The sequence below is a fragment of the Pedobacter sp. AC163 genome (assembly GCF_979258665.1).
This window is the reverse complement of the sequence record NZ_OZ409872.1, coordinates 4,408,965-4,422,838: the sequence shown is the minus strand read 5'-3', so window position 1 is coordinate 4,422,838 and position 13,874 is coordinate 4,408,965. Positions and strand designations below refer to the sequence as shown.

General features: G+C 38.1%; 9 protein-coding genes. 5 read left to right on the top strand and 4 right to left on the bottom strand.

The window, feature by feature from the left end:
• Positions 1-58: 58 nt before the first annotated feature.
• Complete coding sequence (locus ACZZZK_RS19015) at positions 59-1,492, bottom strand: MFS transporter (protein ID WP_463485500.1); 1,434 nt, start codon at positions 1,490-1,492, stop codon at positions 59-61.
• A 144-nt stretch (positions 1,493-1,636) separates the two neighbouring features.
• On the opposite strand from ACZZZK_RS19015, the gene ACZZZK_RS19010 reads away from it, so the two are divergent.
• On the top strand, positions 1,637-2,263 hold the full coding sequence (locus tag ACZZZK_RS19010; RefSeq protein WP_056849395.1) for a LysE family translocator: 627 nt from the start codon (positions 1,637-1,639) through the stop codon (positions 2,261-2,263).
• Positions 2,264-2,271: 8 nt separating this feature from the next.
• Here ACZZZK_RS19010 and ACZZZK_RS19005 read toward each other — a convergent pair whose 3' ends face one another.
• Both ACZZZK_RS19005 and ACZZZK_RS19000 read right to left on the bottom strand, forming a co-directional pair.
• A complete protein-coding gene (locus tag ACZZZK_RS19005) occupies positions 2,272-2,835 on the bottom strand; it encodes a hypothetical protein (RefSeq protein ID WP_463485499.1) in 564 nt (187 codons plus the stop codon).
• A 232-nt stretch (positions 2,836-3,067) separates the two neighbouring features.
• Positions 3,068-4,969 (bottom strand): amidophosphoribosyltransferase, encoded by a 1,902-nt coding sequence (locus ACZZZK_RS19000; RefSeq protein WP_463485498.1) that lies wholly within the window; start codon positions 4,967-4,969, stop codon positions 3,068-3,070.
• Between the two features lie 212 nt (positions 4,970-5,181).
• Here ACZZZK_RS19000 and ACZZZK_RS18995 point away from each other — a divergent pair, with 212 nt between their 5' ends.
• From ACZZZK_RS18995 to ACZZZK_RS18980, 4 genes are read left to right on the top strand one after another with little or no spacing between them, the layout of a single operon-like run.
• Positions 5,182-7,959, top strand: a complete 2,778-nt coding sequence (locus ACZZZK_RS18995) for a TonB-dependent receptor domain-containing protein (protein WP_463485497.1) — start codon at positions 5,182-5,184, stop codon at positions 7,957-7,959.
• Between the two features lie 3 nt (positions 7,960-7,962).
• Complete coding sequence (locus tag ACZZZK_RS18990; RefSeq protein WP_463485496.1) at positions 7,963-9,294, top strand: DUF4876 domain-containing protein; 1,332 nt, start codon at positions 7,963-7,965, stop codon at positions 9,292-9,294.
• A gap of 19 nt (positions 9,295-9,313) precedes the next feature.
• The gene (locus tag ACZZZK_RS18985; RefSeq protein WP_463485495.1) at positions 9,314-10,870 is read left to right on the top strand and encodes a DUF6850 family outer membrane beta-barrel protein; all 1,557 of its coding nucleotides are present in this window, start codon (positions 9,314-9,316) and stop codon (positions 10,868-10,870) included.
• 4 nt (positions 10,871-10,874) lie between these two features.
• Positions 10,875-12,014 (top strand): cytochrome-c peroxidase, encoded by a 1,140-nt coding sequence (locus ACZZZK_RS18980; protein WP_463485494.1) that lies wholly within the window; start codon positions 10,875-10,877, stop codon positions 12,012-12,014.
• A gap of 914 nt (positions 12,015-12,928) precedes the next feature.
• On the opposite strand, the gene murI is transcribed toward ACZZZK_RS18980, so the two are convergent.
• Positions 12,929-13,747, bottom strand: a complete 819-nt coding sequence (gene murI, locus ACZZZK_RS18975; RefSeq protein WP_463485493.1) for a glutamate racemase — start codon at positions 13,745-13,747, stop codon at positions 12,929-12,931.
• Positions 13,748-13,874 lie beyond the last annotated feature (127 nt).

Sequence of the window (13,874 nt, the reverse complement as noted above, 5' to 3'; positions counted from 1 at the left end):
AAATAAAAAAGCCACGAAGCAGTTTAACTTCGTGGCTGTAAAAATACTTTATTAAAAATTAATGTCCGCCAGAAATTTTCTGATCAAAATTAATTCCTTGTGATCTTAAAATTCCACTTACTCTCCAGGCGTAGAAAGCAAGATAGGCGAAACACGAGATACCAACAATGTAACTGTATTGAATACCGGTATACTCCGATACTGCCCCTTGTAACCAACTGATAATTCCACCGCCCATAATCATCATAATTAGGAAACTACTTCCCTGACTGGTGTGCTTTCCTAAACCACTTACTGCTAAAGTGAAAATACATGGCCACAATGTGCTACAAAATAAACCTACGCTTGTGATAGCATAAACACTAACCATTCCAGTGGTAAACATTCCGATAAGTAACGCAAGTATGCCAATTGCAGAAAATATTAATAGCATTCTTGCCGGATTTCCTTTACTCGCCATGTCAGCAATAATCAATACTAAAATGATTAATCCATAAACGTAGAATGGAGCCAAGTCGTGATCGGCAATGGCATTAACCGCTAAGAAAATTCCAAAAGCTAAATATGGCGCAACAAATCTTAATATTTTTTGAGTCTGGATGTTATCGGTGAAAGCTTCTACAGCTCCGGTCCATCTACCAATCATCATACTTGCCCAGTATAGTGAAATATAAGGTGCAATATCATGCAATGCGAAACCTAAATCTTTCTCCATATAAGCAGGTAAATTACTTGCTGTAGATACTTCTACACCCACATAAACAAAAATTGCAATCATTCCCAAAACCAATTGTGGGAACTTCAAGGCAGATCCTTTTGCACCTTTTTCTTCTATTTTCGCTTCAACCAACGCTGGTCTATCTGGTAAAGAAGATAATTTTAAGAATATCGCGACAGCAATGAAGGCAACCCCTAGAATTAGATAAGGAATCTTAACACTTTCGATACTAATATCTGAACTTGCATTTGCTGCCGAACCGAAAATGGCAAAACTTACAATAAGTGGTCCAATGGTAGTTCCGAAGTTATTGATACCGCCTGCAAGGGTGAGTCGCTGTGAACCCGTTTTAATTGGACCCAAGGCAATTGCTAAAGGGTTGGCAACGGTTTGTTGTAGCGAAAAACCTAATGCAACGATAAATAAACCGGACAACATTAGCGGGAACGATGCCAAATTTGCCGCCGGATAAAATAATAGTGTACCTAATGCCGAAATCACAAGACCTAACGCAAGTGAGTTTTTATAGCCTAGTTTATTTACAATGTCTTGCCCGATTAGCACCGAAATTCCGTTATAGATAAGCGCACCCACGGTGTAGGCAATATAAAATGCCAGTGAAACCAACTGACTTTCAGCTTGTGATAAATCAAAAGCTTTCTTGAAAACCGGAATTAAAATATCATTACTTGCGGCAACAAAGCCCCAAAAAAAGAATACGGTTACCAAGGGAATAAATTGGGCCCACTTGGTTTGTGTTTGTTCTGAACTCATGTTTAAAATATAGTTTTAGTGGGGCTAAACTTAGATAAAAAAAAATTAAAAAATAGTAACTTTTATGCAACTTATGCAACAAAAATAAATGCACCATCTTTAGGTATAAAATTGCATATTCGCATATTATAAACAATACAATACATGTTTGAAGCCATATTATTAGGTATTGGGGCAGGGATTATTTCGTCGTTTTTAACAGGTCCGGTATTTTTTGCAATGATTAAAACCAGTATAGAAAGAGGCTTTATGGCAGGGTTTTCTTTAGCTATTGGGGTTATAATTAGTGATGTTATATTAATCGCATTAGTCCTTTTTGGAAGTCAGTTTTTCGATTATAAAGCTAGCTTCGACAAATATGTCGGTACCATTGGAGGTATTTTCTTACTCGCCGTAGGAATATATTATCTGGTTTCAAAAATGAAGGTAAATTACGATTCCGCAACCCTCCAGAAGATCAGCAAAAGAGGTTATGTTTTAAAGGGATTTCTGATGTGCATCCTCACTCCTTCTACCTTAATGTTCTGGATTATTGTAAGCGGAATAATATCTGTTAAGCTGAATAACATGCTGAACGAAAAATTGGTTTGCTTTTTTATCGCGATGGTTACTCAGCTGAGCATAGATGGAGCAAAGAGTTTCTATTCAAGTAAACTCAGATACAAAATAAAGGAAGACGCCCTAAAAACACTTAATAAAATTGCAGGGGTAATTATTATTCTATTTGCATTTTGGCTTATTTACAAAACGTATGTTCAGTTTTATGCGTAGAATACTCACTAAAGTACGTCATCGAGATTATAAATATCAACATAATCCAATAGCTTCCCACCAGCGCAGTTTTCCATTTTTTGCAAACGATAATAGGAACGGCTGCCTTTTTTAAAAAATACCTGCGCACCAGTTTTTTCACAAGGCACACCGCCGTTGTTATCTTTGATATACGTGATTATCGTTCCTTCGAAGGAAATTCTGTTGGCGTCCAATCTTTTCAAACGTCCATCAATTTTAAGGTATTCATTGTCGGTATTCGTTTGCTCCCCCTTTATGGAGAACCATTTACTGTCCTTTTTAAGGATTTCGGCCGAACCCTTTTCACTTTCAAAACTGATCCATTGCAAACTTATCGGAACACGTTTGCTCACGTTTATTTCTACTTTAGGAATACGGCTCTTGATATCTTCCTTTACATTTTTTAAGGTATCATTCAATTCTGAAAGCTTGGTTGAAATACTATCGCTTGTATTGTCGATAGCGTTTGTAACTTGTTGTTGATTACTTTCAGAACAGCTTAAGCCTAAACAAACGGTAGATATCAGGCAAAATTTTATTAGGTTTTTCATAGTGGAGAATTAACATTTACACCCTTCTAAATGTTTTTCGCTGTCAAAGAAGATGTGCAATCTACAAGAACAAAGAATGATAAAACGTTTACCAAATGAGGCTAATAATCTCCAATAACGTGGCAAGAGTGTCACTTTCTATATAATATCAAACACAAATGAATTTAAATTTTTTGGACAAAAAAAATAGCCCGCATAAATGCGGGCTATTCAAATTCAAAATATCTAAGGATTAATATGCCCTTTGATTATTCCCTTCTTTCCAGTTAATGAAAGCTTTGTTCACTACTTTATTGCCACCTGGAGTTGGATAATTACCAGAGAAATACCAGTCACCTTTGTTTTTCGGACAAGCTTCATGCAAGTTCTCCAAACTTTGATAAATTACTTCTACCTCGGCAACAGTGCCTTTAGGTGTGATAATCTGCGCAATTTTAGCGGAAATTTCTTCCGGAGTGAAGGGTTTGTAAATCTCTTTTACATGATTCACGATTTCTTCTTTCGGAAGTAATAATGAAGCTTTACATTTTGCATAAACATCTTCAATCACCTGCCACATGCCACGCTCAGTTAATAACTGAATTGCAGCATCGAAAGCAACAAACTGCCCCATTCTGCTCATATCAATACCGTAACAATCTGGGTAACGAATTTGAGGTGCAGATGAAACAATGATAATTTTCTTAGGATGTAAACGATCTACGATTTTAATAATACTTTGTTTTAAAGTAGTACCCCGAACAATTGAATCATCCAAGGCTACCAAAGTATCCTGATGGTTATTGATAATACCATAAGTGGTATCATAAACGTGGGCCACCATTTCACTTCTATCCGCATCCTGCGTAATAAAAGTTCGCAGTTTCACATCTTTTACAGCCAGCTTTTCAACCCGGGGTGCAAGAGATAACAATTCCTCCAGCTGCTCATCAGATAACTCCTCTTTTTTATGTAGAAGAATATCTTTTTGATGCCTGCGTACATATTGTTGCACACCATCAACCATACCAAAGAAAGCCACTTCAGCAGTGTTTGGTATAAAAGAGAAAACGGTGTTTTTTAAATCGTAGTGAACGGCCTGAAGAATTTTATCGCTCAATAAACGACCTAATTGCTTGCGTTCGCGGTAAATTTCTACATCACTTCCTTTTGAGAAATAGATGCGTTCGAACGAACAAGATAATCTTTCGGTAGGCTCACGGAACTGCTCCATGCTTACCTCGCCGTTTTTCTTGATAATTAAAGCATGACCAGGATCGATCTCCTTAACATCTTTAAACTGGATGTTGAAAGCAGTTTGTAGTGCTGGTCGTTCAGAAGCAGCCACTACAATCTCATCATCATAATAGTAATAGGCTGGACGAATACCTGCCGGATCACGCATGATGAATGAATCGCCGTTACCCACCATACCGCAGATAGAATAGCCACCATCCCAGGTTTTAGCCGAGCGGCGAAGAATATTTGCGATATCTAAATGATCAGAAATTTTGTGCGTGATGGCCACATTGTCGTGTCCCTCTTTTTTATATTGATCGAAAAGTTCTTGATTTTCATCATCCAAAAAGTGACCAATTTTTTCTAAAACAGTAACGGTATCGGCTTTTTCTTTTGGATGCTGACCTAACTCATAGAGTTGCTCCAATAACTCATCAACATTCGTCATGTTGAAGTTACCTGCAATAACCAGGTTACGGGTCATCCAGTTGTTTTGCCTTAAGAAAGGGTGGCAGTTTTCAATACTATTTTTACCATGTGTACCATAACGCAAATGGCCCAATAACACCTCGCCGATAAAGCTAACATTGTTTTTGAGCCACTCTGTATCCTGCATTAATTCAGGGGTGTTTTCTTGTATATCTACGAATTTGTTTTGAACATACTCGAAGATATCTGCTACCGCATTCGAAGCCATGCTCCGGTATCGGCTAATGTACCTACTGCCAGGTTTCATATCCAATTTAATGGTGGCAATACCTGCGCCATCCTGGCCCCGGTTATGCTGTTTTTCCATTAAAAGATATAATTTGTTAAGGCCGTAAAGTGCTGTACCGTACTTTTGCTGGTAGTAAGAAAGTGGTTTTAACAGGCGAATAAAAGCGATTCCGCATTCGTGTTTTATCTGATCACTCATTGTGTGGGTTTGAAGCCGCAAAGTTATCCTTTTAAATAATCACAACCTAAACAAAAGTATTTTCTTTTGTCACAATGAGGTTAATTTGGAATGCAATAGACCTTAATTAGTTGTAAACCAAATAATGCTAAATTATCTGGAATTGTTCTAAATAGTTTTGTTGATAACTGTTAAATCTCTATGTTTGCGCCATTATTAAGATTTAGTCTAAATTGAAGAAACTTTACATTTCATTATTAGTTTTGGTTTGTCTTGCCGGGATGGCGCAAGCGCAAAACGTTGTTACCGGAAAAGTGGTAGACCCTGAAAACAAGCCGCTAGAGCTTGTAAACATTAAAGTTGTTGAAACCAATCAGTATACAATAACTGATAAAGCTGGGGTTTTTAGAATAAATGGCTCCGAAACCAATAATAATCTAACCCTCGAATTCTCCTATATTGGTTATCAGAAACTAAGCTTTCCAATTACTGTTAAAGCAGGAGAAACCAATCTCGGAAACATCAGCCTAAAGGTTTTAGATTTAAGCTTGGAGAACATTGAAATCAATGCGAAGCGGAACTATTCGGGTTCCAGCAACTCATCATTAGTTATTACTAGAGACTTAATTGAACAAACACCGGCGCTAAGTGTGAATGATTTATTAAATCAAATCCCCAATAGAAAAATTCAACCTCCGTCTTTGCAAAATGTACAAAATATTAATCTGAGAGCTGCATACGAACCAACGACTAATGGAAAAGGAAGTTTTGAATTAAATAATGCGTTTGGTATAGCCATCATAATGGATGGCAACACTCTAAGTAACAATGCCAACATGCAAAGTTTTAATCCGGGCCGAATTGGTGGAGTTGGATCTTCTTTTGTGACGAGTGGCTCATATGGAATCAGAGGAACAGGGAATGACGGAAATAATTATACCGGAGATTACACTTTCGGAGGGACGGATTTACGCCAAATCCCTGCAGATAATATTGAAAGCATCGAAGTTATTGCAGGAGTAGCCCCTGCTAAATACGGCGATCTAACCGATGGAGCAATCATCATTGAGCGCCAGGCAGGTAAATCACCAGCTTATTTACGAATGCAATTAAGAGATAATGCGACCTCTTACGGTTTTTCAAAAGGTTTCGAAATCAGCCCGAAATATGGCTCAGTAAACGTTGGGATTAATTATGTGAATTCGTTTCAAGATAATCGAGATAAACTTAAAGCCTATAGACGTATTAATGGCAATGCGATGTGGACAAATTCCTTCGGAAAATCAAAGCAGCTGAAAAACACTTTTAGTCTAGATTATGGTAGAAACTTAGACGGGATTAAATACGATCCTGATGATGAAAAAAGTACCAGGACAAAATTTGATAGCTGGAACTTTAGCGTAGCGAATAGAAGCAATTATCTCTTGGAAAAAGGTTTCCTGAAAAATATTGGTTTAAATTTAAGGTATGCAGAAGGCCATCAGGTAAGTTATAAAGAGGAATTGGTAAATGATGCTTACGTTTTATACAGTACCGCAACCACTACCGGAATCCACGAGGGATATTATGACTCTGGCATTTATACGGCAAAATCTCTTATCGACGGTCGGCCAATTAATGCCTCAGCATCTTTAGATTTCACCGGAGGATTTGAAACAGGAAATCTCATTCACAATTTATCCTTTGGCGGGAGTTTTAGTTATGCCGCTAATAAAGGACTTGGCCAAACGATAGACCCAAATGAACCGAGAGGAACAGCACGAGTTGCAAGTACATCCTTAGGAACAAAAAGCTCAGAGCGTTATTATGATTTTCGATTGGCGCTCTCGCAAAAAGATTTGGGTTTTTACATCGAAGACGTTTTTACAGCAACAGTACTGGGTAAACCACTAAATATAAGAGCTGGTATTCGTTCGGATATTCAAAATGGCTACGCTTCTCTTTCGCCAAGAACAAATATTAATTACGAGGTGAACAAAAACTTAAGATTTGGATTGGCATATGGTCTATCGTACAAATCTCCAGGTTTAGCGCAGCGATATCCAGGACCAACGTTTTTTGAAATCCCACTATTGAATGCCTACAATGGCAAAGTTAACGAAAGTACTTATCTAGTATACGTTGAAAGATATGAGCCAACAAGTGCAGGTTTGAAGCCTTCTAAAAGCGAAAGCATTGAGCTTTCGGCTCAAATTAAAATAGACAAATTTAATTTGTCGCTTTCTGTTTTCAATAAAAAATCCAGAAACGGAATATCCACTGTTCAAAACTTACAGACCATTGAACTTCCAACCTATACAGCAACAATTAATCCTGGAGCTAAACCGACAATTCAAACTAAAGGAGTACAACCCTATGCAATTAGTTATTCTTATTTTAAAAACGACCTAGCATCCAATAATCAAGGTTTCGAAGTGATCATAAATTCTCCTCAAATAAAGGAGTTGAAAACTACCTTCAATATTAGTGGCGGCCTTTTTCGGACTTCGTATTTGAGTACCTCTAACAGTTTAAGCAATAAGCTTCCAAGTATAATTCCAACTGACCCAAATTACGCCTATATCGGAGTATATGAACCAATAAATAAAAGATCTTATTTCAGTAATGGTAGAATCACAAGTGTTACTCACATACCTAAACTGAGTTTGGTTGTTTCATTTGTCGCGGAGTTTGATATTCTAGACAAAAGTAGAACAAATGCAAGTTCTAGAATCCCGCTAGGCTACTATAAGAGATACAACCAATATATTGCTATCAGCAACTTCGATCGTAACAATTCCTCTTACGGCCATCTTTATATCACTCCGCAAGAGCAGTCGGAAAACGACCTTCCAAGGATTATATCCAACTACCACTTAAGCATAGCAAAGGAGATAAAAAAGCGTTTTAAGTTTGCTTTCAATGTGTATAATGTATTTAATCACCGTCCTTATTACATCACTCCAACTGGTACCTACCGATATCCAAATAGCACACCAACATTTGGCGCCGAATTATCTATAAAACTTTAAAAGATGAAAAAAATAATCACTATTATTTCATGTATCTCATTGCTGCTAATCGCATGCAAAAAATACCAAGGCGATATTCCTGAAATTCATCCTGTTAAATTTCAGATACTTACCTCTTATGCTTCGCAGGATTTAGGGAAATTATTGCCAAAATCAAAAATTGAAGTAACGATCAAAAACACAAAAAACAATGTACTTCAAAAATATACCACCAGCAACGATGGTACGGTGCTGTTAGATTCGATTTCTCCTGGTGTTTATGATATTTCAGCAATGATAAAAATATCTGCTACCGATTATACAGCACTTACTGGAGAAAGCGTAGACAAAGAAGTTGTATTTAATGCATCAGAAAAATCAAGAACAATCACTATAGAGGATAATCAAAATATATCACTAAAATTAATTTCTGGATCTACAGGTCCCTGGGTAATCAAGCAAATTTATTATGCTGGTTCGAATACTACTACTGGAGCATCATTCCGTGATCAATTTATAGAAATATACAACAATTCTGATTCAGTTCTTTTTGCGGATAGTTTGTACATCGCTGAAGCGCTAGGCATTCAAAACTTCACCTCAACAAACATTCACAGGCAAAATAACAATCAGTATGATTGGTCAAAAGCACAAGGTATGCCAAGCGATATTGACGCGAATAATTCATACATCTACACAAGAGCACTTTTGATGATCCCAGGGAATGGTAGCCAATATCCTGTTAAACCTGGCGAAAGCATTGTATTAGCACAAACTGCGTTAAACCACAAAGCTCCTTTTACAGGGACAGACGGAAAAACAATCACAGCAAGAGATCCATCGCTAACCATTGATTTGAGCGGTGCCGATTTTGAAGCTTATTATGCCCCGTTTTTACCTAAACCCTTAGCCTCGGATATAGATAATCCAAGTGTTCCGAACGTCGATGTACTATCATACAGCGGGACGGATCTGATATTCGACAATCCAGGAAGAATGGGGTATATTATTTTCAAGAACAAGGGAACTACTGAGATTAAGAAATTGCCTCAATACCCTTTTCCAACTATTGCGCCGCCACAAGCCAATGCCGATAAATATTATCAAATTCCAATCGACTTTATTATAGATGGAGTCGAAATTCAGCCTAGTAGCGCCGCTTCTAGGGTTCCAAAAAAATTGGGTGCTTCTATAGATGCGCTTTATACGTATGCTCCTAATGGTGCTTATTCTTCCCAATCCGTTATACGAAAAACAGAGACGACAGTAAATGGAAGAAGGATTTTAAAAGACACGAATAACTCCGCTGAAGATTTTGACTATTTCCCACTCGCAATCCCCCGTGGATTTAAATAAGCAGCTAACAAAAAAAGAAATGAAGAACACCTTTTTATACGCACTTTTATTTTTTGGCACTTTCTCTACTGCGTTTGGACAAAAGCAGGATTCGATAATGACAGGCATGCGCAATAAATTATTTTCCGTTGACTCATCATTATTCAGCAGTTACACATTTGCAAAGTCAAGTCCGTTCTATATTAAAAAACTAATGCCTAAAACTTTTAACACCTTATCTATTGGTCAAGGTTTTGAACAAGGACATTTAATGAAATCTCAGGATGCGACTAAACTTTCAAACACATTTTTGAGTACAGAAGGAGTTTCGCAGCTAAACTCTATCACGGTTTGGGGACAATTTTCCTATAATAGAATCATAGAAGATAGCACACGTTTTTCTCATCAAACGCGTAATAATATTGCTAATCCATATTATTTTGGCTCGTTAAAAAATGTAAGTTATCAGAGATCGATTTACAAATTAAAGGCCTTCGCCAATAAAAATATATTGAATGATAAGCTACCTATTGGGCTAGGAGCTGATTATAGGATCGGCGATCATTATTCAACAAACGACCCAAGAGGCAATGTAAACGATTACCAACTAAATTTAGTTGGGACGGTTGGCTACAATATCACAAAAGCACTATCTATTGGCGTTGCATACCGCTTTGGGTATGGTCTTGAAAAAGTAAACGTAGCATATAAAAACGCCAGTCTTAATCAAGGAAGAGTGAGTCCAGAGTTTACCAACTACCTAATCAACGGTTATGGAGAAGCTGGCGAATATAATGAAGCCAGAACAGTTCAAAATAATCAAAACAGAAATGGAGTTGATGTATATCTAACTTATCAACCAAAAAGTATCGGTAGCTTTAACCTGAACTACCAAACATCTAAGGAAAAACAACAATTTGATTACAGAGCCTCTGATGGAATAACAAGCTTCATAAACTTTAACCTGGTAAAAGAGAGTTATCGCCTGTTTTGGCTAAAAGAACTATCGGAAGGTGGAATAAGTGTAGACTTAAATTACATTACTAACAAAGGAGATAACTATCTTAATAATTATTTGGCAAACAGCTACCTGTTCAACAACAATCTTATCTCAGCTGCTGGAGTTTACACCATCAAGAAAAACAACCTCATACACAACATTGGTTTAAGCTTAAATAAATACGAAGAACGTAGACAGGATGGCTTAGCCGGAAATGATATCCGTTTTAATCAATTGAATTATGCTTTAAGCTACGGCTTTAACCACAATGGTAAAAACAATCATAACTGGGGAATTAATATATCTGCTTTATATAATCATTACCTTGATTCTGATTTTAACGTACTGCTTGCCAATGAAGGTATCTTCACAAGAACTGTAATCTATCATGACTATTCCTATAACACAACCTCAAAATTTGGAGGAAATTTTACCGCCGACTATAGCATCCCAATGTTTCGACAAGTCCAAACTGGGATTAAAGTTGGATTTAGTTACTGGAAAAGGGATGATTTAAAAGATTTCGGACGTGTCTTAGCAAGCGCCCCTGGCAAAGACCGCTTTTCTTCCAATATCAGCTTAAATCTGTATTTTTAGCCTTATGAATAAAGTTTTCCTCACGCTTGCCCTAATCTTTACCGGATTAATCCTACTATCATTTCAATCAACAAATTTCAACGATGATGAGGAACTGAGCATAGATAGCTTGCGCAAAGTTTATTCAAAACCTACAGATCAATGGCCAAAGCCGACCGTAGATAAAGGAGCAGTTTTTCAAGAATTGGGAGAACTTCCGCCCTCTCCCGTCGATTTAAAAAATGATTCGGTTAAAAAGGTTGTTGAACTGGGTAAAATCTTATTTTTCGATCCTCGTTTATCCGGTTCAAACCAAATTTCCTGCTCGAGCTGCCATGCACCAGATTTACATTGGTCTGATGGTCGTCAGGTTTCTGTTGGACATGATCATTTAACAAACATCCGTAATGCGCCCTCTTTAGAAAACGTATGGTTCTACAAACGTTTATTTTGGGATGGACGAGCGGCTAGTTTGGAAGAACAGGCAGAAAGCCCGGTGGCGGCACATAATGAGATGCACCAGGATATGAAAACTTTATCCAAAAAATTAAGTAAAATAAAGGGATATCAACCATTCTTTGTTGATGCATTTGGATCGAAGACCATCACCAACAAAAGGATATTCGAAAGTCTGGCCACTTTTCAACGCAGCATTGTAAGCAGGAGAACCCCATTCGATCGTTTCCTGGCTAGAGATAAGAAGGCATTGACCGATCAACAGTTAGTGGGTTTACATTTATTCCGCACCAAAGCCCGTTGTATTAATTGCCATAATGGTCCATTATTTACCGACAATGAGTTCCACAACGATGGGTTAACTTATTTCAAACGTAAATATGAAGACTTAGGCTTGTACAATGTAACCAAGAAACCAGAAGATGTAGGTAAATTTAAAACGCCTGGATTAAGAAATGTAATGAAAACGGCGCCTTGGTTCCATAATGGTTTATTCCCAGATATGGATGGTGTGATGAACATGTACAATGTGGGCATGCCCGTTCAGAGGGTTCGGGCAGAACAGACAAATGACCCACTATTGCCTAAGAACGATAAGTTGTTAAAAGGCTTAATGTTGAGTAAAGCAGAAAAGGATGCGGTGGTTTCTTTTCTAGAGGCGCTCTCCTCGCTTACAATTTTAGTTAGGGTAGAGAAATTGCCGCAGTAATCGGTTTCGAGTTTTGAGTTACCGGTTGCCAGTTACCGGTTATGAGTTACAAGTTACAAGTCTAGTCGGACAAAAAACGCATCAATTGGTAGTGAGCGCATTAAGATTCCCACCTGCGTGGGAATGACGGGATGGTTTAGCGAATTGGCTAAACTCCAGACACAGCCACCAACAATGAACGGTCGTCATCCTCATCTTGACTGGGTATCTTAAACTGAAAGACAGGTAAAAGTAATTCCAAGAGCAACGCATTAGGACTCCCACCTGCGTGGGAATGACTGAATGGTTAGTGAATTGGCTAAACTCCAGACACAGCCACCAACAATGAACGGTCGTCATCCTTAGTTTGACTGGGGATCTTAACCCGAAAAAAGCAAAGTACTTTTAACAGCAACGCATTAAGATTCCCACCTGCGTGGGAATGACGGTATGGTTTATTGAATTGGCTAAACTCCAGACACAGCCACCAACAATGAACGGTCGTCATCCTCAGCTTGACTGGGGATCTTAAACCGAAAGACAGGCAAACGTAATTTTAACAGCAACGCCTTAGAATTCCCACCTACGTGGGAATGACGGAATGGTTAGTGAATTGGCTAAACTCCGGATACAGCCACCAACAATGAACGGTCGTCATCCTCAGCTTGACTGGGGATCTTAAACCAAGAAACAAGCAAAATTAATTGTAATAGCGAGAGCTTTAAGATTCCCACCTGCGTGGGAATGACGGAATGGTTAGCGAATTGGCTACACTCCAGATACAGCCACCAACAATGAACGGTCGTCATCCTCAGCTTGACTGGGGATCCTAATGCCAAAAACAATCAAAATTAATTTCAACAGCGAGCGCTTTAAGATTTCCATTTGAATGGGAATGATGGGTGGTTTGTGATGACCTATCTAATGCATAGCATTTACATGCGCCCTGAATTCAATTCCTCACCAAAAAAAATGGACGCCTGGGCATCAAAAGCCAGCGGATCGCCACTGGTGTAAAAAGATTTAAGTCCCTCTTTACTCAACTTCGTTTCTATCTCAGGATGCCTTTCTAAATAATCAACCAAACTTTTGGCTACAATTTCTCCCTGAGTTAAGATATTAATGTAGTCAGGCAAAACCATTTTTAACTTTGGCATAAGTAAGGGATAATGCGTGCAAGCCAAAAGAACGCAGTCTATTTCTGCCGACTGTTCCATTAACCGATTACAATATTCGTCGATAAAAAAATCAGCACCAGATTGCAAATGCTCATTGTTTTCTATTAAGGGTACCCACATTGGGCAACTTTGCTGATATACCTTAACCTCTGGAAAAAACTTATTAATCTCCAATAAATAGGATTGCGAATTTACAGTTCCCCGAGTACCCATTACGCCAACATGGCCGCTGGATGTGAAGCTGCCAATAACCTCCGCCGTTGGCCTGATGACACCCAAAACCCTTTTATCTGGATACTTAACAGGTAAATCTTTTTGTTGGATAGTTCTTAAAGCTTTTGCAGAAGCGGTATTACAAGCCAGGATTACCAATTCACAGCCCTGTGCGAAAAGCCATTCCACACATTCGAGGGTATATTTGTAAATCGTATCAAAAGAATGATCACCGTAAGGAGAACGGGCATTATCGCCTAGATAGATATAATTGTAATGGGGCAATTGATCAGCTATCGACCGAAAAACAGTTAAGCCACCATAACCTGAATCGAAAATACCTATAGGCGAACTTTTTTGCATCACCGTAAAGATATTATTTTATTGTTGAAAAGTTGGGAAGTGGGAAAGTTGGATGATGACCAAAAAAAAGCGGAACCAAATTACTTTGATTCCGCTTTATATTTTGAATTAGTACTAGAGACTATTG